The sequence below is a fragment of the Aneurinibacillus thermoaerophilus genome (assembly GCF_019603355.1).
GTDB classification, from domain to species: domain Bacteria; phylum Bacillota; class Bacilli; order Aneurinibacillales; family Aneurinibacillaceae; genus Aneurinibacillus; species Aneurinibacillus thermoaerophilus.
On record NZ_CP080764.1, the window covers coordinates 1930742 to 1951250 of the forward strand.

Here is a 20509-nt window from a genome sequence, read left to right on the forward strand (position 1 = left end):
CCATATATCCCAAGTTGGTAAATAAGAAAGAATGGTTTTTAACACTGTTGATAATCCTTTACCACTTTTTTTGTATTTTGCTGTATTTATGATTTTTTTATTCTTCAAACAATCAATCCCACAAAAAAAGACTGCCACCCCCGTACAGCTGACAGTCCTCATTTGTTTCTATCGGTTTTCTACCACGATATATGTGGCTTTTATCGGTCCGTGTACGCCGACAATCAAATTCATCTCAATATCCGCACTGTTGCTCGGACCGGAAATGAAATTGATGCATGAAGGGAACGTGCCTTTTTCTTGCGCCATCTCATGGATGCGCCGGGTCGCCTGCGTCATGCGCGGCACAATCGTACTCTTCGGAATAACCGCGATATAATACTTGGGCAAAAGGCTTACGACCCGCCCTTTCTCCCCGCTGTCAAATAGTACGACCGTTCCCGACTCGGCCAGTGTCATATCACTAAACGTAATTCCGATATCCGCTTTTTCCGCGGCGCGTATATTTTCCTCTCCTCGTTCCGGATTCCATACATACACATCAAGGTTTTTGTCTGCTTTCTGGCGATCGAAACATACATCGAGTCCGTACTCTGCAAACCGTTGATCTTCCCATCTGATGATGGATTTCGCCCTGTAAAACGCAATCGTTTCTTCCATCACACGCGGAAGCGTTGCGCTTGTCGCCAGCTTCAGATCCGTGTGGATCCGAAGACACTGCTCTTTAAGTACATCAACAAGTTCTTCCATGGAACGATCCTTATATTTGCGCAACTGCGGACCATGCGTCCAGTCGGGCCGCACGACGCCGTCCGTCCGTCGTTCGCGTCCGAGTCTTACCGCAATCTGATTCAAAAACGCTTCACGGTTTCGGATGGTCATAACTTTTTCCCTTCTTTCTGCCGTTTTTCAAACCACTCTCTGAACGATTCGCGCGCCGGTGCCGGGAAATCCCGGATATCCGTCCATGGTTTGACCGGTTTCGGGCCTTCTTTGATAGTATCACCGTTCATGAACGGCCCCAAGACGAACGGCGCCGCTTTTTCGCCCATTGCAAACAACTTTGGCGAGCGCGCCGCCAGCCCGAATCCTTTCATGGCCAACTTTTCTCCAAACGATGAACGCCCCTCGTCCTCTACAATTTTGCGACGGTGTTTAATCAACAGTTCATGAAGTGGAATCCGCACCGGACATGCTTCCGTACAAGCCACGCACAAACTGGACGCATACGGAAGTTCCTTGTAATCATCGTATCCACCCAGCAAAGGGGAAAGCACGGCACCGATCGGGCCTGGGTAGATCGAACCGTACGAATGACCACCGATATGCCGGTATACGGGACAAACGTTAATGCAGGCAGCGCAGCGGATACAATGCAACACGCTCTGAAACTCCGTGCCCAAAATGTTAGAACGGCCATTATCAATAATGACCAAATGAAATTCCTCCGGACCGTCCACCGCTTTTTCGCTTCGTGGGCCAGTTAATCCCGTCACATAGCTCGTTAATTTCTGTCCGACAGCGCTACGGCACAGAAGCGATACGAGAATGTCAAGCTCTTCCCATGTCGGTACGATACGTTCCATGCCCATTACGGTAATTTGCGTCTTCGGTAGCGCTGTCACAAGCCGGGCATTGCCTTCATTCGTCACAAGCGTAATCGAACCTGACTCCGCCACCGCGAAATTACATCCGGTAATCCCAATATCTGCTGTCAAAAACTCTTTGCGCAACTGTTCGCGCGCAAACCAGGCAAGCTCCTCCGGTTTCTCCGTCCGATCGTAGCCCCGCTTTTTCGCAAAAACATCCCGGATTTGTTCTTTGTTTTTATGAAGGGACGGAACGACGATATGAGACGGAGCATCATGGTCGTCCAACTGCAAAATGTATTCCGCTAGATCAGTCTCGATCACCTCGCAACCGATCGCCTCCAATGCAGCATTCATACTGATTTCTTCCGTCACCATCGATTTTGCTTTGACAACTTTTTTGCCGTTGCGCTTTTTGACCACATCAGTAATGTATTCGTTCGCTTCTTCAGCTGTCTGGGCGAAAAACACGTGGCCACCAGCCTTCTCGACGTTTTCGCTGAGCTGGTACAAATAATAATCCAGATTCTCCAGCGTATGGCGGCGAATATCTTCACCGAGCTTTCGCCACTCTTCCCAATCTCCCAATTCTTCGGCCGCCGTTAACCTCCGGCCGCGCAGCCGTTCCTGCGCGGAACTGACCGCACCACGCATGAATCCGTTTTCAATCCCCTGAGCAACCCGGCTAAAAAATTTGTCATTCCCGATTTTCATCGGCATAGCTTCCGCCCCCTTCACGTTTTGAATGGTTTAACACCTGAGCAATGTGCATCACTTTAATCGGCTTTCCTTTGCGGTTGATTCGGCCGCCTATATTCATCAGGCATCCGCAATCGGCTCCGATCAGTACCTCCGCATCCGTTTCCTCGATATGTCGTATTTTTTCATCCACCATTTGTTCGGATATTGGCACCATCTTAACGGAGAACGTACCACCGAACCCACAGCAGTCATGAGCGTTCGGCAACGGAGTAACACGAAGACCTTCCACATGCTCCAGAAGCTTCATCGGCGCTTCCTTTACACCCAACAGACGAGTCATATGGCAGGAACGGTGATAAGTGGCGTTTGCCCGAAAGGCGGCGCCCACATCCTCCACGCGTAACACTTCGACGATAAATTGGGTAAACTCATACGTTTTTGCCGCCAATACCCGCGCTTTCTCCAGCCATTCCGGCTCATCTTCAAACAATTTGACGTAATCGTGAAGCATTGCGGCGCATGAACCGGACGGTGTCACCACATATTCGGCACCGGCAAACGTTTCGATCATGTGCCTCGCAATGTTTTTCGTTTCTTTATGGTATCCGCTATTGTACGCAGGCTGTCCGCAACATGTTTGCGCCTGCGGAAACTCCACTTCGCAGCCAAGTCGCTCCAACACTTCTACCGCATCCTTTGCCACACCCGGATAAAATACATCAGCGAGACATGTAACAAAAAACGAAATTTTCATAAATTCATCATCCTTTCTGATGATCGAGTCATCTGATGATATGATATTAAAAAACGCACCTACTACTCGTTCCATTTCAGTATACAAACATCTCGCCAAATGTTCAACGTGTTATATTGCTTTTCACGTGTGTCACACAACAACCGAATGTGGCATGTGGAGGAAGAAGACTTCTCGCGTGTTGTGAAAGAGGCGGTAAACAAACAAGTTTCATCCATATAGCGCCGGCTATATAATAAACAGCCGACGCTTTCAACTTAGTACTTTTCTCACTCTTATTGATTTTCCACAGAAATAATCAGGCTATCTATCTTAGACAAGATGTTGCTTTGTATCACCTTCACCTTTCCGAAATCCGTCGCTTCTGCATAAATGTTTTTACGTTCATCATGAATCGCTTTCGCTTCCGCAAGATAAGCGGTGCCTTCTTTCATAACAGCAGAATATTTTGCTTTGATTTCTTGCAATTCAGCAGCATACTTTTCATCCGTTCCCGGAGCGATAAGCCGAGTATACATGTCAATGATCTCATCACTGTCTCTAGTCGGGAAATGTTCGTGAGGTGCGGTACTATCAAAAATGGCAATGCTTTTTTCAGGGATGATCACCATATCAAGGCTGTGCGGATCTAAGCCGCAATGGTATATTTCCACATTATATCCGCGCTGTTCCGCTACAGCCGCCAGTTTTTTCAGCATTGTCGATTTGCCTGAACCCGGACGACCCTTAATGAAATATCTCTTCGCTATGTCTTCGGTAAGATTTTGAATATGATCGACCGGCCCTTCCGGTGTAGCTGCCCCTAAAAACATTCGGCGCACCGTTGCCGCCTTCGGGAGTACCTGCTCTCCGATAATACGTTCAATCACCTCATCCGTAACCTTATTCGCCTCAACAACATTCATGTTTTCAATATAAAACCGCTCCCACTCGTCATGTATGCGCAAAGCTTGAGCAAAAGCATCATACGCTTTCTGAAAGGCGCGCCCTACCGCATCATTCAACTGCATAATATTCACCTTATGCGCACGCAAATAACTGACATCCCACGCTGTTCCTATATCAACGTACTCTTCAACCGCCCCCGGAGCGTTCGACTTAATGACCCGGGGAGCCGTTCCATCTACGATACCTACTTTCAATCCTGCAATGATGACGCCATCAACGGAATGATTGTCAGAGGGGCAATGGATCCACTCAATCTCATAGCCCCGTTCCATCATTTCTTCACCTATGGCTTTTATCAAAGACGATTTACCTGTTCCCGGCCCTCCTTGAAGAATGAAGAGACGCTCAAGGTTCTGGAGGACGGATTCATAAAAATGATAATAACCTCGAGCAGTATTTCCCGCAGCGTAAATATTTCGCACCTTTCCCATCTACAATCACCTCTTAGAGTAAGTGGATAACTTTAGTATATTCACCACGTGACTCTGAGATGTTTGCCTACTTTGTATTCGTTTCTATTCGCATATTTATCTTTTTGCGAAATAAGCTATATAGTATGACTATCATATCCTCACTCTTTGCCGGTTCAAAAGACTTAAAGAAACGGGAGATAAACGCACCTTTTATGTTGGGGTGTGTAAATTATCATCCGTGCCCAGAATCCCTCTAATTTCGTTAACAGCCGATATGACTTCATAATTCTGCGTATTTTGAACGTTTTTTTCTATCTCGGGAAAAACTTCGTTTAATAAGAACCGAACACTCTGATCAGGATAAGGATGTTCTCCTGCTGGTGAAGTGGTCGCCATACTCATATTGCTTTCGAACTGTTCATCTGACATCCCCACTACTTTTTCTTTTATATTTCTTATTCTACTGGAAAGCTCGGCGGCAGATGGAAGAAATGTGTTCTCTAATGTTTCAAGCGCCTGAGTCAGAATGGATTGTTTATTATTCATAAAACCAATTTCTCTCCTTTTACGATTTCTTTTATTTACGCTTTCCCCCATCATGATTTTTCATACATCCCGTTTGCTGATTCACTGGCGTTTCTCTTCATTCTTGCTTACAGTACGCATGAATTCCGAGCATTTCGCTCCCGAATCACTTGGCCATACATATGAGAGGGAGGAAACAGAATGGAGATTCAAACCGTACAAACCGTTGCGGCCATTCGCCCCGAGCAAATGGCCGGACGAACGGTAATTGTGATTGATGTGCTCAGGGCGTCAAGTACGATTGTAACTGCCTTCAACTGCGGCTTTGCCTCTGTGATTCCGGTTGAAACAAGCGAGCAGGCGTATGCTTTACGCTCTTCTGATACTGTTTTGGCCGGAGAACGGCATTGTAAAAAGATCGCCGATTTTGATTACAATAACTCTCCTGCTGCCGTGCGTGCAGGCAAGCATACAGGAAAGCACCTCGTTCTAACAACGACAAATGGCACAAGAGCTATTCAAAAGACAAAAAAAGCAAAACATGTATTAATTGGATGTTTTCTTAATGCCCTCGCATGCATCGAAGAAGCGCTGAATAAAAATTGTAATATTACGCTGTACTGCGCGGGTACTCGTGGAGAATTTGCTTTGGAGGACGGCCTTGCCGCGGGATTGATGGTTCATTTGGCCAAAAAGCGTGCCGCTGCCATCCATACCTGTGATGTATCCGAGGCACTGGAAGCCTGTTACCTTCAAATGGCTCCCCAGCTTCCCGAGCGCCTCCTTACCACTACCACAGGCAGGCGTTTGGTTCAGCATCAATACACAGAGGACATTCTATACTGTGGCCAAATCGATCTTTTAAAAATTGTCCCTATTGTCCGAGAAAAAAGAATACTTTCCTCCGTTTCTTCATAGAAGTGAAGAAAAGGACAGGGGTTGGATGCGGATGCACGTATCTTCAGGCGAAGCAGCACTTGTTATTCTGATTATTGTCGGCCTAATCGGTCGCTCGCCGATCATCGCTACGGCGGCAAGCATGCTGTTAATGCTCAAGCTTACCTCTCTGGAGCGCTTTTTTCCGGCGGTAGAACGGCGTGGAATGGAACTGGGTCTCCTCTTTTTAACCATATCCGTTTTAGTGCCGTTTGCCAGCGAACGAATCACCGCCAAGGATCTTCTCCCGCTCTTTACTACGCTTATGGGGGTTATCGCGCTGACAGGAGGGGCGCTCGCCACTTATTTGAATGGAAAAGGATTGGATATGCTCCGAGCTCAACCGCACCTAATCGTCGGTCTTGTCGTCGGCTCCATTATCGGCATTGTCTTTCTGCGCGGTATTCCGGTTGGCCCGTTGATGGCGGCCGCGATTACCGCCCTCTTATTGAAATTTATTTATTTTGTTTCAAAATTTTTCTAGACCATTACGTAGGCGCTTTTTCTCTTTTTCTGAAAAGGGTGGTTGGGCCATGCTCTTCCGTTGTATCCCCCTTGTTTTTTATGCCGGGTTTAATGAAAAAAAGAGACAGCATCAACGTTGCAAGGCTTACTCCCGTCATGCTCAAAAAAACTGTCTTATGCGAAATTTTCATTAACCAACTGAAAAGAGGAGGGCCAAACGCGACACCAAGAAAACGAACGCTCCCGTATAAGGATGTAATCATGCCTCTTTCCGCCTTTTCCACAGCTCCTGTGATCAGCGTATTTAAACAAGGCAACAAAAGACCCGTTCCGATGCTTCCTAACGTCAGCAATCCAATCATAAGATAAATCTGTTTAAAAAAAGCGACACCAAACATAGAACCGGTTAAAATCACAAGCCCGGCTACCATTACTTTTCGAATAAGCGGCTTATTCTGCTTAATTTTTGCTCCCGTAATGTATGCGGTAACAACCATTCCGAACAACGGAATCGCAAGAATACTTCCTTTAAGAACCCCATCGATTTTAAAGGTTTCTTCCAATACATCGGACAGATAAAATAAAACGCCGAAAAGAATAAATAGCCCAGCAGAACCAACAAAAAAAGCGGGAATAAGCCATCTTCCTTTATTTTTAAAAATTTGCTTTAATGCTTTAAGATATTGAAAAAAAGACTTTTCTTCCATCTTTTTCTTTTCCTTCACTCCAAACCATACATAGGCAGCCACAGCAAAGCAGAGGACGGGAAACGTAAAAAATACGGCATACCACGTAACGAGAGCAATCAGCGAGCCAATAATTGGCGATAAAATTTTCCCTAATCCGTTAGATGATTCAATAATCCCCAGCGCTTTGCTTTCCTGAGCTCCCGAATACAAGTCGCCGATAAGCGCCATAGCGACATACGCTGTTCCTGCTGCTCCGATTCCCTGAACGATCCGCCCGATCAGAATCATCGTATAGGAATTTTCCATCAGCCAAGCGGCCAGTCCCGACATAATTCCTCCGATTCCATACAAGATTAATGAGGGAACAATCACCCACTTACGGCTAAAGCGATCAGACAAATAACCGACCACAGGAATAATGATACCTGCCGCAAGGGAGAACAGCGTAATCATGAGACTTGTCTGAAACTGGGATAAACCCAGTTTTGCCTTCATCGTGGGAAGAACGGGTACTAACATCGAGTTCCCCAATACCATTACTAAAGGGATAAAGGCAATCGCAATCATGGCTGATGTCCCTTGTTTTGCCTCCATTCGACTTCCTCCAATTTTTTGCTTCTTTAATTTCGGCTCTTTATTTACCCTTTCCTTTACGATTATTTTTGATACCAATCCACTTTATCCAAATTGCCCAGAAGCCTCCTCCCTCAACGCCTGTCGCGTAAGGAGAGGACAAATCGACTCAGGACAAGACGTGTCTTCTGAATATGTTCATTGTCCGCCTGTTCTCTTTAGATTTTGAAAAAGATACGTAATCGAAGCGAAGGAGGTGAAAAACGAAAGAAACGGCACAAAGCATTCATCATAAGATGTTAAATGGTGGGAGTGTTCAAGCCAATTTGCTTATCATCCGCAAGATAGGTTGCCTGCAAACCGGAACTCGTATGCCCTAAAATAAACGTGTCAAACCTTAGGCCACGACGCAGGCATTCAAGGTTGTAAGCATCCTCGAACTGGATGTTTCCCATATTTACATTTCGTCCCCAAAAATGAATCAGTCCTATCTGCTGGTTTTTCTGCGGCGCTTCCCATATAAGGTGTTTTCTTACATCAACCGGAATCTTTTTTTCAACAGCGCTCAAAAACTCTGTATCAAGCTTTCCTTCTTTATCGTATATGCCTACATTTTTTCCTGATTCCCTGCCCTCAACAATAACGTACGAAGCCCCGCACTCCAGATCAGAATAAAGGGTTTGTTGCAGGTCTTCTACGCTAAGATGGCTGCCGCTTGCTTTCTTGCCGCATTCCGTAATAACAGTGAATCCTCTTGCTACTATTTTTCGTATCACAGTACGCCGCTCACTGGCAGGCAACTCAATGGTTCCATCAGAAATTTCCAAATGACTAAACCCCATCTGTTCCATATAATCCAAATGTTCTTTGAGCACACCTTGATGGTATGCGACTTCGAACATTGTCCCCCCTGGATATAGGAAAACGCCGGCTTTTTTGGCTAACAAAAGCTTCTTTTGCAAAATTTCGGACGGATACAGGGCTACAGTGCCGAACCCGAGTTTAATATAATCAACATATTGACCGGCAAGCTGTAAAAATTCTTCAAATGAAGCCAAGCCAACTCCTTTATCAATTAACATGGTCAAACCAACATCTTTCGGCTTTCCTGCTCTTTCTCCCGACGGATCAACAAGCCGTGGATGATAAACGCTGTCTGGATGGTTCACAGCTACAAGTTCCTCCTTATGGGCGGGTGTCTTCTGCAAACCATCCTATGCGTAACAACCTATACAGGTTCTTCTTTTATTTCTCTTCACCGTTATCCTCATTGTCCAGTTGAAGCAACTGGCCGCCCAAATGAATGTATATATTCGGTTCTTTCTCGCCATCTCCAAGAATCGCCTTTTTTAGGCCATCAATAAAGCTGGCTGTCATGTCAATAAAATTCTGTTTCTCCCCTTCCTCATTCAACTGTCCCATAATGTAAAGCTCCTTGTCCTCTTTATATAGATAAGCAATATAACCAATCGCCCTGCCTTTTGCATTCACTACATTTACGATCTCTCCCTGCTGATTCCGAAATTCTGGTTTAAAAAATATCAATAGTCTCCCCCCTTTCATGTATGTACATGCAAAACAACGATTCTATGCGATGGCCTGTATACCTGTATATAGGGTGGCTAAATCTTGTTCTTCTTAACCTTAAAACAGGTAAAAAAGAACAATTAAAATTGAGCTTTCCACTCTTTTTTTGTTACAATAAATGTAGTTTTATATTCTTTAAATCTTATGAAAGAGTTGGAGCTTACTTATGAGTAATGTTACGAATAGTTTGGATGCTACTTCACAAATAGCCACACGATCACGTCGACTATGGATGGCTGTTGTGTTAGGTTCGCTGTCTGCTTTCGGACCACTGTCTCTAGATATGTATCTACCTTCTCTCCCTATACTGGCCAGAGATTTGCATACGAGTACATCACTGGCCCAGTTCAGCTTAACATTTTGCTTACTCGGGCTTGCGCTTGGACAATTACTTGCCGGACCGTTTAGTGATGTACGAGGACGCCGTCTGCCTCTTCTTGCTAGTCTCATTATTTACGCCGTCACATCACTGTTATGCGCTTTTGCGCCTTCTATTTTGGCATTGATCTTGTTGCGGTTTGTTCAGGGATTAGCAGGAGCTGCCGGGATTGTCATTTCGCGTGCTATCGTACGGGACTTATACTCCGGTTCAGAATTGACAAAATTTTATTCTCTTTTAATGCTAGTCAACGGGGTTGCTCCAATCGTTGCTCCTATCGCAGGCGGGCAACTATTGCGGGTGACAGCCTGGCCGGGAGTATTCATCGTACTTGGAATCATTGGTATACTTATGTTTCTTGCTGTTCTTTTCGGTTTACCGGAAACACTGTCCTCTCAAAATCGCTCAGCGGGTGGTATCAAGAACACGCTATCTACATTTCGAGGGCTCGTTAGCGATCGTGTCTTTATGGGATATGCGCTGGCCCAAGGGCTGGTCGTAGCCGCTATGTTTGCATACATATCCGGTTCGCCGTTCGTCCTTCAGAATATATACGGTGTTTCACCTCAGATGTTCAGCATGTTCTTTGCTATTAACGGACTTGGTATTATTATCGCTACTCAAATTACTGGCAGATTAGTGGATCGGGTGGGTGAAACAAAGCTGTTCATCAGCGGGCTTGGTCTTGCTTTTCTGGGTGGCATTATGCTCCTTGTCATGATTCTTATCGGAGCCCGGCTTTCTGCTGTCCTACTACCATTGTTCGTCGTTGTGTCAAGCGTCGGAATCGTAACGACTACCGGTTTTTCTCTGGCAATGCAAAATCAAGGACAATCGGCAGGCAGCGCATCTGCATTGCTTGGATTGCTATCATTTATCTTTGGAGGAATGGTGGCCCCTCTCGTCGGCCTTGGCGGAAGCTACACGGCTGTACCAATGGGCATTGTAATCGCCGTCGCTGAAGCCAGCGCTATATTATGCTATGCCACCCTTACACGGCATAAATCATTCAAATGCTAAAATATTAAGACATGTGTAAATGCGAAGAAGCCAATCTTGAAAGCAGTCAAGATTGGCTTCTTCTTATTTCCGCAATAAGCATGGCTATTTTTATTCTTCATGCTGCATCGTTTTTACGAAAATAAAAGAATGGACAGAATGTATAAATAGTTGATATTTTATAGACTAAATTTTATAATGTCTATTATATTACAAACTAAAAAGGAGTTTGTTTGCTTATGAATAATTCAGAACGATTTTGGAATGCATCGTTGGAGGAACTTAAATGTGGGTATATTCTAGAAAATGAGCATTATATATGTCTTCTCTGTGGTGCAAAGTTTGAAAAAGGCATTATTTACCCTGATGAAGGCACTCTATATGAAGCTGAAAGGTACATACGGCTCCATATTGAGAAAAACCATCAATCAGTGTTCGATTACCTGATCCAGCTGGACAAGAAACTCACAGGTTTAACAGACCGTCAGAACCTTCTTCTTCGGCTACTTTATCAGGGAAAAAGCGATGCCGAAGTCCAAAAAGAAATGAATATCGGAAGTGCTTCCACGATTCGAAATTACCGCTTTGTACTAAAAGAGAAGGAACGTCAATCCAAAGTGTTTTTAGCCATAATGGAACTGTTAAAAGAAAAGGACAAACATGCGCCGGCTTTTATGAGCCTTCATAAAACATTCGAGATTTTGGATGAACGTTACAATGTTACCGAGCAAGAAAGAGAGAAGATTTTGAAAAAGTATTTTCCTGAAGGCACGGATGGACCATTGGATACTTTTCCTAAAAAAGAAAAAAATAAGCTGGTTGTCCTTTATGAAATCGCAAAGCGCTTTGATAGTGAACGAACCTATAATGAAAAAGAAATCAATCAGATTTTAAAGGAAGTTTATCATGATTATGTAATGGTAAGAAGGTACTTAATTGATTACGGATTTTTAGATAGAAAGTCAGATGGAAGCCAGTATTGGTTAAAAAGTGATTCTAAAAGAAAGGAAGAGGAACACATGGAGCGTAAAAAAGAATTGAAACGACTATACAAAGAATGGAAACCCCAGGCTGGAGTTTATCAGATTAAGAATACTAAAAATCAGAAGATTTTTATAGATAGTACTATGAATTTGAAGACAATAAATGGAAAGAAGTTTGCGTTGAACCTGGGTGGTCACGTAAACAAATCGCTTCAAGAGGATTGGAATCGATTCGGAGAAGAAGCCTTCGTCTTTGAAGTATTAGAGACCTTAAAAGTGAAAGAGAACGGATATTTTGACGCAAAAGATGCGTTAAAAAAACTGAAACAAAAATGGCTGGATACACTACAACCTTATGGTGAACGTGGATATAATCAAAAGAAATCCTAACAAAAAGGAGAAATAAAAGTTGAAACCACCCCAAAATATAAACAAAGAAGATACGAGTTCACAGAGTAAGGAAACGAGCAACCACCCAGTGTGGTACTCTATGTTCATGTTTCTTATCCCTCTGATTATTAGCAATGCTCTGCAATCGATTGGTCAATTAGCTGGCAGTGTTGTTGTCGGTCGTTGGCTTGGCGTAGATGCCCTGGCTGCTATTTCTGCCTTTTTTCCATTATTTTTTCTACTTATTTCATTCACTATCGGAATAGGTTCAGGCAGTTCCATCTTGATCGGTCAGGCATATGGTGCACGTAATGAAGAGCGTGTTAAAGCAATCGTTGGTACCACACTCACCTTTACTTTCATTCTTGGAGTGGTGTTAGCGGTGGTTGGGGGTCTATTCACTTGGGATATCCTGCAACTAATAGGCACACCAGAAAATATCATTGCCGTAAGTGTCCATTATGCGCGAATTTTATTTTGGTTTATGCCGGTTATGTTTTTATATATTGCCTATACCACTTTTATACGTGGTATAGGTGACTCCAAGACACCGTTTTACTTTCTTATTATTAGCACGGTACTCGATGTAGGATTGTTACCCCTTCTGATTTTTGGTTGGCTGGGTCTGCCAAAACTCGGTATATACGGGGCAGCGTACGCGTCCATAGTATCAACGGTTCTAACATTTGTCATCATGCTTATCTACCTAGACAAAATAAAGCATCCACTTCGATTCGATGCATCCGTTCGGAAGCACCTACGGATGGATGTAGGATTGCTCAAGTTGCTACTGCGTCTTGGCATTCCATCCAGCATCAATATGATACTCGTATCCCTGGCTGAAGTTGCCGTCATCACATTCGTGAATCGTTTTGGTTCCGATGCTACCGCAGCGTATGGTGCAGTAAATCAAGTGGTCAGTTACGTATCAATGCCAGCAATAAGTCTAAGCATTGCCGTCTCCATATTTGCCGCACAGTCTATAGGAGGGAATCAGTTCGAGCGACTAAAGAAAGTGATTCGGGCAGGTGTGCTGCTTAATTATGTAATCGGTGGGATTTTAATCATACTTGTCTATGTGTTCTCGCAGGATATTTTGTCATGGTTCTTAACAAGCAAGCATACGCTTGATATCGCACATAGTTTGCTAATGATCACTCTGTGGAGTTATTTGATTTTTGGCCATGCACTGGTCATTGCCGCTACAATGCGTGCGAGTGGAACTGTACTGTGGCCAACTGTGTTCAGCATAATATCGATCTGGTGTGTTGAAGTGCCTGTTGCTTACCTGCTTTCACACTTTAGCAGCCTTGGCATTAAAGGAATATGGGTTGGATATCCAGCTGCATTCATCATCAGTCTCGCTTTACAATATTCCTACTATCGATGGTCATGGAAGAAGAAGCGGATCGTGCGTCTCATCCATTAAGAAAGTAACATGCCAATGGATTGCGTATCATCGAACTAAAAAGTATAGATATGGATACAGACATTATGATTAGCTATGATTGACGTAGAAAAACTGTAAAGATGAAGAAGCGGGGGAGGCTGGAGAGCTTGGCACCATTCCCTACCCTTTCTCTCTGCCTCCCCATTTCTTTGTAGTTATCCCCCCCCTTTTCATATAGTGACTGACCAATCGCATTCGAAATAACAAATAAATTGTTCAATATCGCTATTTTTTCACCATAGTAGTGCTAGCAGTTCCTCCACCATTTTTGCGCTCCCACCTTTGACGCAAACAACAATCTCGGTATCCTTTTCTAATCAGCAACCAGCCATTCCGCTCCTGTAGCTCTGACTGCCTTTTCCCACTCAACGGGTATGGAAACATTGCTAATCAGAACATCCGTATCTTCAAGATCAGCCAGCTTATAAAAATTGCTTACACCAATTTTTGAGCCATCAAACATGACAATGGTTTGTGTAGCTTGTTCCATAAACTTTCGGGACAGCATCGCTCGCTCAACATCATAACTTGTGATGCCTCTTTCCGGAGAAATTCCATCAATCGCAATAAACGCTTTATCTACATAAAAGTTTTCCATCATTTTTTCCGCTAACGAACCTGATGTACGGGAATAGCGCGGATTTACCTTGCCACCAATAAAAAAAATTTCCCCGGAAAACAACCCTTGATTTTCATACTGCAACAGAAGCGATAAAACAGGTACAGACGCGGTAATCATCGTAAGGTTCTCTTTTCCCGTAAGATAATGCACAAGTTGAATCGTCGTCGTGCCGTCATCAATTGCGATAATTTCATTATCCTGAATCAAGCTGGCAGCAGCTCTTCCTATCCGCTTCTTCTCTTCCGCATAAAGAATCTCGCGTGTGTAGATAGAAGGCTCTTCTTTGCCGTAGTTTACTTTTACAGCCCCACCATATACCCGTTTCAGTTTCTTTTCATTTTCAAGCTCTTCCAGGTAACGCCGGATCGTTTCAGACGACACTTCCAGCTTCTCTACGAGCTCCGTCGTTCTTACTTTTCCGGATTCATGCAATAGATGCAAAATAAACTGTTTTCTTTCTTCTCCAATGAGTGACACGTCACCAAAGCCCCCTGTTTTATTGCTTAATCCTTTTTGATTAGCGTGACATAGACTCTACTATCGCCTGCGTTTCCGCACCAATCTCCGTAATTTCCTCATGAACAAAAATTTGACGCTTCTCCAACTCTTTGAAAATAGCAGCCGGATCAAACGCTTCTTCCGGTGTAATGACACCTGTCGCCTTTACCATCCCTTTTGCCAGCATTTCCGTTGCAATGGCCATCGGGATACCGACGTTACGTGTATACGCACGCAGTTTTTCCCATCCTTCTACCGAACCATCTGAAGCCGGGTGCGTATGATACAACGTATGGCACATCCGTTTTCCATCCTTCATGCCTACGACTTCCACATGCAGTGAATATCCGTACAGCTCGGTTTCCGTTCCTTCTTTGGAATTGAACAAATATTCGCTAATGCAATCAAGAATGCCAACTTCTACGCCTTTAACATTAATTTTTTCATTGCGCAAAAAGCCCCATTCGTACAGCGCGCGAACTAATTGCATGTTTTTCTTCGGCCATGTGCCGCGCACTTCGATCAATTTTATACCTTTATGCGCCAACGCTTTCGCTAGGGTCTTTGTTTCCGCATGCGGAATGATATACTGCACCGTTGTGCCATATGGCTCCGGCAGGCGAATTTCACGGGGTCTTGCAAACGGCGGAACTTGTACAAATTCGCCATTCTCATATATAACACGGTCTGGCAAATTCGGATCATATTCATAGGTGGTCGTCTCCGCAATCGAACGCGAAAAAGCAATCGGACGAAACGCGCCATGGCTTACACGAATGCTTTCCACTTCATCTAATTGGTTAGCAGCATGCATCGCCATCATTTGCGTTACGCCTGGTGTCATCCCGAAGCCCGGTACGCATGTTTTTCCATTCTTTTTGAACACTTTATCAGACGCACTCTCTTCACCGAATCCGTTCAAGTTAATACCGTGGCACCCCGCTTCCGCAATGCATGCCGTAGACAACCCATTCAGTGTAATGGTCGTACCATCCATTACGACATCGTATCCTTTCATTTGCTGTACCGTCGCCTCGCGGTTCCGCACATCAACTTTTTGGAAATCGACACGTGGGTCGTTCAGCCACTTTACCACTTTGTGACCTTCCTCTTCGTTAAAATCGGCCACTGTAATTTTTTCAAACGAAGAATGCTGCACCAAATCCAGAATCGCTTCCCGACAAATTCGTCCTGCCCCACCTAAGCAAAATACTTTCATGTTCATTCTCCTTTACTATATATCATCTCATCTTTTTACCAAAATATGTTTTTCTCGATAGCCTCTACCAGTCGTTTCATATCATCCGGGTACACTTCTCCAATATTTCCGATGCGGAACGTATCCATCGTCGTAATTTTTCCTGGATAAATCACAAATCCTTCCCTCTTCAACCGGGCATAAAACTCTTTAAACGTAAATAATGAGCTTTCTGGATAATAGAAGGATGTAATGATCGGCGATTGATGCTGCTCATCCAACAACGGCATAAATCCAAGGTGCTTCATCCCTTCTATCAACGTGCGCTGATTCTGCCGGTAGCGCGCTTCCCGTACCGCAATACCGCCTTCTTCCTCCAATTCTTGCAATGCAACGTAAAAAGCATGTACAACATGCGTCGGAGAAGTAAAACGCCATTTTCCGTTTTGCTTCTCCATTGTGTTCCACTGGTCATATAAATCAAGCGATAATGAGCGGGCCTGTCCTTTACACCCAGCAAGCACTTCTTTTTTTGCCAGAATAAATCCGAAGCCCGGAACACCTTGAATGCACTTGTTCGCACTGCTGATTAAAAAGTCGATATCCAGTGCCGCTACGTCGAGCGCAATGCCGCCGAAGCTGCTCATCGCATCGACAATAAAGCATTTGCCATACGCTTTAGCTACCTTCCCAACATCCGCGATCGGATTCAGCATCCCAGTGGTCGTCTCCGTATGTACCACTGCAATATGCGTAATATCCGGATCGTGCTTTAGTTCTTCTTCCAGGCGCGCGACATCTACCGGCGCAACTTCTCCTGCATCGAGAACCATCGTTTCAATGCGCAGCATGCGGGCCATCTGTGCAATCCGCTGGCCGTACGCACCGTTGGTCAGCACAAGCAGCTTGCCGTTTTCCGGAATCGCTGTGCCAATAACGGACTCAACGCAAAACGTTCCGCTTCCCTGCATGAGCACAGCCGTATAGTCTTCCATATTCGAACCAGCCAATTGCACCAGCTTCCGGCGAATGGCTTGTACGAGTTCATTGTAATCGTCATCCCATGTGCACCAATCACGCAACATTGCTGCTTTGACCCGCTTCGTTGTTGAAAGCGGTCCAGGCGTTAATAACAAATAAGAATTGTCTGGCAATTGATGGAGCATCACTTTGGACATTTTCTTCTTCCTTTCTTTCTCTGATTACGGGCGTTCGCCTTGCCGCATGCGCTCATTTATCTCGGCAATCACTTCTTCCAGTTCACCGATCGTTTCAATGACAAAATGGGCCCCGGCGTGGAGGAATCTATCACGGACATCCGTCATTTTTCTGCTGAGTACATCTGTATCACATGCGTGTACTTCCTCCTCTGTCATACCAAGCTCGCTGCTTCCTTTAATTACACCTACCGTCCATGCTCCAGCGTTTCTTCCTTCCTGAATGTCGCTCAGCGTATCGCCTACCTTTACAATCCGCCACATTGGATATACACCTAAGCGCATCGCGTTCGTATAGCACATCCAGGGGAACGGACGGCCTGCCGGCACTTCATCCGGTGTCACAAGCGTATCCGGCTCATACCCGTGCTTCTTCGCTTTCGGTACGATAACATGCATCATATCTGTCGTGTATCCTGTCGTAGAGCCGATTTTCATCCCTTGTTCACGCAAACGATTGACCAACTGGACGGCTCCCGGAACCGGTTTCGCATGATTCGCAAGCACGGAAAACAATCTGGCTTCAAAATCGGCATATAACTCATCAATATCTGCATGATCCGGGCGTTTGCCATGCTTTTCCTCCCATGCACCGGCAACACGCTCCATAGCACAAATCGCCGCAATATGCTCACGCTTCAAAAGCCCCATCGGCTCCCGCGCTTCTTCCACGGTAATCTCCACACCTTTGTGTTTGAAAGCTTCCATAAATGCCGCCAGCGGGGCGAAGCATCCGTAATCAATCATTGTTCCTGCCCAGTCGAAAATCACAGCCTGTATCATTGTCTTCTCCTCCTCTATCATTTATCGTTTTTGCCATGCTTGCGTACGCTGACGCAATTTGAACGTCAGCCCTTCATATATGGTTCGCACAATAATATTTGTTAGCACAATCAGGATTGACATCGCTGCTGCCGGGGCAATATCGCCGGCGTCATCCATATTGACAATCGCCACCGATGCCAGTTTGAAATCCGCTGAATAAAGGAAGACTACAGCCGAAATCGTAACCATCGAATTCACAAAATAATAGACAGCTATTTCAAGAATCGCTGGCAATGTCAACGGTACGGTAACCCGGAAAAACGTTTTATAAAACGGCACCCTCATAGACTCAGAAACAAGTTCAAATTCCTTGTCCAGCTTTTTCAACGCACTTGTTGCCGTAATGAATGCCACCGAATAAAAATGCGTAATGTTCGCCAATATGATGATATATATCGTTCCATACATCCAATTCAGCGGATTGCCTGGCTGGTTAAAGAAAAAGATGTAGGCGAGACCAATCACCAACCCTGGAACCGCCATTGGCAAAATCGAGATAAAATAACCAAATTGACGCAGCATCGGCATAAATCTAGTTTTTTCAATCAAGTACGCATTTACAAACGTGATCACGGTTCCGACAACTGCACTTAACGCAGCTACCAGCACGCTATTCCAATAAGAAGTCATTCCATCGCCGCCAGCGACCGTTGTAAAATCAAAGTGTGCCAGCGTAAACGTTACATCATACGGCCATACTTTCACGAACGCCGCCAGCGCTACCGCGCCAAGCAGAACAAGAATGGCGCCTGCTACAAATGAGCAATACACAAAACAAAGACGATCACGCAGCGGCTTTTTGTCCACTCGGTAAGGAATGGACTTAGCCGTAATAAATGAGCCTTGCTTTCGTTCTACCAAGCGATCTACGATAAATGCGAGCACGGCCGGAATCAACAAGAGCATTCCCACAGTGGAACCCATGCCCATATCTTGCTGTCCAATCACATACTTATAAATGTCCGTTGCCAACACGTTATATTGTCCACCAACAATTTTCGGAGCACCGAAATCGGTAAAACACAGTGTAAATGTAACAAATGCGGAGCTAACAAGCCCATATTTAATGCTAGGCAATGTAATGGTGAAAAACTTGCGGATTTTGCCTGCACCTAGCGTATCCGCCGCCTCGTACAACGTATAATCCGCGACCGCCAGCGAAACGCTTACGATCAGAAACGCCTGCGGGAATGTGTACACAATTTCCGCCAGAATGATGCCAACCGGACCGTACAGATCAATATTAATACCCTTAGAGAAGTACCCGAACAGCCCTGTTGTTACCACTCCCTGATTGCCAAACAAATAGGTCAATCCAATGCCATACATCATCGTCGGTGCAAACAGCGGAAGCAAGGCCACATATTTGAAAAATCCTTTCCCCCTCATCGCCGTACGATGGAGCGCATAAGCATACAGGAACGCTAGCATGACGGATACAACTGTCGTAACAGTGGAAACGTATATCGTATTCACAAGAGACTGTGCCAGCGTTGAATTGGAAAAATACGAAATGAAATGGGCAAACCCGACAAACGCTCCTGTTTTATCGAATAATGCCTGGCGAAACAAAACACCAAGGGGTATGACTATACTGACAAAGAGCGAAACAAGCATTACAAGTAACAGCGCTTTTTGAATCCATTCATCTTTTCCGGTTTTCTGGCGAATCATCGGCGAATCCAGCAATCTCGCTTCCCCGCGCTCATTTTGCCACCATGCTTTCTTCAAATGAGATCAGCCTCTCCATTGGTAATTCAAGTGATAACCTTTTATCCTTTTCCAGGCGAATCCGCTCTGATACATGCGCCGATACATCAAGCATCACCATCTGATCCGTTAGTGTATTGCGCTCGTCTATCATTTGCAGCATGACCCGGTAAAACGGGCCACGAAATTCGACATCCCGAATCACAGCCTGCAAGCCAACTTCACTTTCCACTTCCATGATGCGAATATGTTCAGGACGTACGGCCATCAACGCTTCCTTTCCTGATGTAACGTCGCTCAACTGGGAAGCAGATAAGAAATTAATGGCTCCGATAAAGTCAGCCACAAACGGAGAGTTTGGATACTGATATACGTCCTCCGGTGTCCCGACTTGCACAATTTCTGCATGATTCATCACCATAATCCGATCTGCCATTGTTAATGCTTCTTCCTGATCATGTGTAACCATAATCGTTGTAATTCCTAATCTGTCTTGCAAGGCGCAAATTTCTCGCCGCAGTTTCATGCGTACTTTTGCATCGAGTGCCGACAATGGTTCATCCAAGAGTAGAAAATCAGGTGACAAAGCAATGGCACGCGCCAGTGCAATGCGCTGCTGCTGTCCTCCCGAAAGCTGAGACGGATACTTGTCTCGGATATGTTCTAAATCCACCATTGCCAGTGCTTCCCGCACTTTTTCATCAATCTCCCGTTTGGACAGCTTTCTGTTCTTCAAGCCATACGCAATATTTTGATAGGCCGTTAAATTCGGAAACAAAGCGTACGATTGGAATACCATCCCGAAATTACGCTGTGCAGGAGGAAGGGACGTTACTTCCTTCCCCCCGACGAAAATTCGCCCCTGATTCGGCTGTTCCAATCCGGCTAAAATTCGAAGAAGCGTCGTTTTTCCACACCCACTCGGACCAAGCAGGCAAACAAACTCACCCTTACGAATCTCAAAGCTAATATCACGTAACGCGGTAAATGTACCAAATTGCTTGGAAATGTTATGTACAGAAAGGTATGCATCGTTCATAAGCCCATCTCTTCTCCT

At 44.9% G+C, this 20509-nt stretch carries 19 protein-coding genes; 5 read left to right on the forward strand and 14 right to left on the reverse strand.

The annotated features are described in order from the left end of the window. Window positions 1–168: 168 nt before the first annotated feature. The 5 genes from K3F53_RS10040 to K3F53_RS10060 all read right to left on the reverse strand — a co-directional run bounded on the left by K3F53_RS10040 (window position 169) and on the right by K3F53_RS10060 (window position 5006). On the reverse strand, window positions 169–882 hold the full coding sequence (locus K3F53_RS10040; protein ID WP_220558925.1) for a LutC/YkgG family protein: 714 nt from the start codon (window positions 880–882) through the stop codon (window positions 169–171). After that, on the reverse strand, window positions 879–2309 hold the full coding sequence (locus K3F53_RS10045; RefSeq protein WP_057898724.1) for a LutB/LldF family L-lactate oxidation iron-sulfur protein: 1431 nt from the start codon (window positions 2307–2309) through the stop codon (window positions 879–881). Before K3F53_RS10045 ends, K3F53_RS10040 begins: the two co-directional genes overlap by 4 nt. Next, window positions 2287–3045, reverse strand: coding sequence for a (Fe-S)-binding protein (locus tag K3F53_RS10050; RefSeq protein ID WP_057898723.1), 759 nt, complete (start codon window positions 3043–3045; stop codon window positions 2287–2289). The genes K3F53_RS10045 and K3F53_RS10050 overlap by 23 nt, the downstream gene beginning before the upstream one ends. A 275-nt stretch (window positions 3046–3320) precedes the next feature. Beyond that, window positions 3321–4424 (reverse strand): PRK06851 family protein, encoded by a 1104-nt coding sequence (locus K3F53_RS10055; protein ID WP_057898722.1) that lies wholly within the window; start codon window positions 4422–4424, stop codon window positions 3321–3323. Window positions 4425–4616: 192 nt separating this feature from the next. Then, window positions 4617–5006, reverse strand: a complete 390-nt coding sequence (locus K3F53_RS10060; RefSeq protein ID WP_220558926.1) for a hypothetical protein — start codon at window positions 5004–5006, stop codon at window positions 4617–4619. Window positions 5007–5132: 126 nt separating this feature from the next. On the opposite strand from K3F53_RS10060, the gene K3F53_RS10065 reads away from it, so the two are divergent. After that, window positions 5133–5849 carry a 2-phosphosulfolactate phosphatase gene (locus tag K3F53_RS10065; RefSeq protein ID WP_057898720.1) on the forward strand — a complete coding sequence of 239 codons (717 nt, stop codon included), beginning with the start codon at window positions 5133–5135 and terminating at the stop codon, window positions 5847–5849. 31 nt (window positions 5850–5880) lie between these two features. After that, a complete protein-coding gene (locus tag K3F53_RS10070; protein ID WP_057898719.1) occupies window positions 5881–6351 on the forward strand; it encodes a DUF441 domain-containing protein in 471 nt (156 codons plus the stop codon). Between the two features lie 4 nt (window positions 6352–6355). Here K3F53_RS10070 and K3F53_RS10075 read toward each other — a convergent pair whose 3' ends face one another. The 3 genes from K3F53_RS10075 to K3F53_RS10085 form a co-directional block, all read right to left on the reverse strand. Beyond that, window positions 6356–7615: an MFS transporter gene (locus K3F53_RS10075; protein ID WP_057900310.1), complete on the reverse strand. Its 1260-nt coding sequence runs from the start codon at window positions 7613–7615 to the stop codon at window positions 6356–6358. Between the two features lie 278 nt (window positions 7616–7893). Beyond that, window positions 7894–8763, reverse strand: a complete 870-nt coding sequence (gene comA / locus K3F53_RS10080) for a phosphosulfolactate synthase (RefSeq protein ID WP_057898718.1) — start codon at window positions 8761–8763, stop codon at window positions 7894–7896. Between the two features lie 76 nt (window positions 8764–8839). Then, window positions 8840–9139: a hypothetical protein gene (locus K3F53_RS10085; protein WP_057898717.1), complete on the reverse strand. Its 300-nt coding sequence runs from the start codon at window positions 9137–9139 to the stop codon at window positions 8840–8842. Between the two features lie 208 nt (window positions 9140–9347). On the opposite strand from K3F53_RS10085, the gene K3F53_RS10090 reads away from it, so the two are divergent. The 3 genes from K3F53_RS10090 (at window position 9348) to K3F53_RS10100 (ending at window position 13361) form a co-directional block, all read left to right on the forward strand. After that, a complete protein-coding gene (locus K3F53_RS10090) occupies window positions 9348–10580 on the forward strand; it encodes a multidrug effflux MFS transporter (protein WP_057898716.1) in 1233 nt (410 codons plus the stop codon). Window positions 10581–10798: 218 nt separating this feature from the next. After that, window positions 10799–11932 (forward strand): DUF2087 domain-containing protein, encoded by a 1134-nt coding sequence (locus K3F53_RS10095; RefSeq protein WP_220558927.1) that lies wholly within the window; start codon window positions 10799–10801, stop codon window positions 11930–11932. A 19-nt stretch (window positions 11933–11951) separates the two neighbouring features. Next, complete coding sequence (locus tag K3F53_RS10100) at window positions 11952–13361, forward strand: MATE family efflux transporter (RefSeq protein ID WP_220558928.1); 1410 nt, start codon at window positions 11952–11954, stop codon at window positions 13359–13361. 334 nt (window positions 13362–13695) lie between these two features. Here K3F53_RS10100 and K3F53_RS10105 read toward each other — a convergent pair whose 3' ends face one another. From K3F53_RS10105 to K3F53_RS10130, 6 genes are read right to left on the reverse strand one after another with little or no spacing between them, the layout of a single operon-like run. Then, on the reverse strand, window positions 13696–14481 hold the full coding sequence (locus tag K3F53_RS10105) for a DeoR/GlpR family DNA-binding transcription regulator (RefSeq protein ID WP_220558929.1): 786 nt from the start codon (window positions 14479–14481) through the stop codon (window positions 13696–13698). 40 nt (window positions 14482–14521) lie between these two features. Next, the gene (locus tag K3F53_RS10110) at window positions 14522–15721 is read right to left on the reverse strand and encodes a saccharopine dehydrogenase family protein (protein ID WP_057898712.1); all 1200 of its coding nucleotides are present in this window, start codon (window positions 15719–15721) and stop codon (window positions 14522–14524) included. 35 nt (window positions 15722–15756) lie between these two features. Beyond that, the gene (gene phnW, locus K3F53_RS10115; RefSeq protein WP_220560879.1) at window positions 15757–16854 is read right to left on the reverse strand and encodes a 2-aminoethylphosphonate--pyruvate transaminase; all 1098 of its coding nucleotides are present in this window, start codon (window positions 16852–16854) and stop codon (window positions 15757–15759) included. 48 nt (window positions 16855–16902) lie between these two features. Continuing rightward, complete coding sequence (phnX, locus tag K3F53_RS10120; RefSeq protein ID WP_082705964.1) at window positions 16903–17700, reverse strand: phosphonoacetaldehyde hydrolase; 798 nt, start codon at window positions 17698–17700, stop codon at window positions 16903–16905. A gap of 21 nt (window positions 17701–17721) precedes the next feature. Continuing rightward, window positions 17722–19416, reverse strand: coding sequence for a putative 2-aminoethylphosphonate ABC transporter permease subunit (locus K3F53_RS10125; protein ID WP_220560890.1), 1695 nt, complete (start codon window positions 19414–19416; stop codon window positions 17722–17724). 31 nt (window positions 19417–19447) lie between these two features. Then, window positions 19448–20491: a putative 2-aminoethylphosphonate ABC transporter ATP-binding protein gene (locus tag K3F53_RS10130; RefSeq protein WP_057898711.1), complete on the reverse strand. Its 1044-nt coding sequence runs from the start codon at window positions 20489–20491 to the stop codon at window positions 19448–19450. Between the last annotated feature and the right edge of the window lie 18 nt (window positions 20492–20509).

What these genes read in the sequence shown, in the direction of transcription:
- K3F53_RS10040 (WP_220558925.1), bottom strand. Translation starts at nt 882, where the DNA reads ATGACCATCCGAAACCGTGAAGCGTTTTTGAATCAGATTGCGGTAAGA.
- K3F53_RS10045 (WP_057898724.1), bottom strand. Translation starts at nt 2,309, where the DNA reads ATGCCGATGAAAATCGGGAATGACAAATTTTTTAGCCGGGTTGCTCAG.
- K3F53_RS10050 (WP_057898723.1), bottom strand. Translation starts at nt 3,045, where the DNA reads ATGAAAATTTCGTTTTTTGTTACATGTCTCGCTGATGTATTTTATCCG.
- K3F53_RS10055 (WP_057898722.1), bottom strand. Translation starts at nt 4,424, where the DNA reads ATGGGAAAGGTGCGAAATATTTACGCTGCGGGAAATACTGCTCGAGGT.
- K3F53_RS10060 (WP_220558926.1), bottom strand. Translation starts at nt 5,006, where the DNA reads ATGATGGGGGAAAGCGTAAATAAAAGAAATCGTAAAAGGAGAGAAATT.
- K3F53_RS10065 (WP_057898720.1), top strand. Translation starts at nt 5,133, where the DNA reads ATGGAGATTCAAACCGTACAAACCGTTGCGGCCATTCGCCCCGAGCAA.
- K3F53_RS10070 (WP_057898719.1), top strand. Translation starts at nt 5,881, where the DNA reads ATGCACGTATCTTCAGGCGAAGCAGCACTTGTTATTCTGATTATTGTC.
- K3F53_RS10075 (WP_057900310.1), bottom strand. Translation starts at nt 7,615, where the DNA reads ATGGAGGCAAAACAAGGGACATCAGCCATGATTGCGATTGCCTTTATC.
- K3F53_RS10090 (WP_057898716.1), top strand. Translation starts at nt 9,348, where the DNA reads ATGAGTAATGTTACGAATAGTTTGGATGCTACTTCACAAATAGCCACA.
- K3F53_RS10095 (WP_220558927.1), top strand. Translation starts at nt 10,799, where the DNA reads ATGAATAATTCAGAACGATTTTGGAATGCATCGTTGGAGGAACTTAAA.
- K3F53_RS10110 (WP_057898712.1), bottom strand. Translation starts at nt 15,721, where the DNA reads ATGAAAGTATTTTGCTTAGGTGGGGCAGGACGAATTTGTCGGGAAGCG.
- phnX (WP_082705964.1), bottom strand. Translation starts at nt 17,700, where the DNA reads ATGATACAGGCTGTGATTTTCGACTGGGCAGGAACAATGATTGATTAC.
- K3F53_RS10125 (WP_220560890.1), bottom strand. Translation starts at nt 19,416, where the DNA reads ATGATTCGCCAGAAAACCGGAAAAGATGAATGGATTCAAAAAGCGCTG.
- K3F53_RS10130 (WP_057898711.1), bottom strand. Translation starts at nt 20,491, where the DNA reads ATGAACGATGCATACCTTTCTGTACATAACATTTCCAAGCAATTTGGT.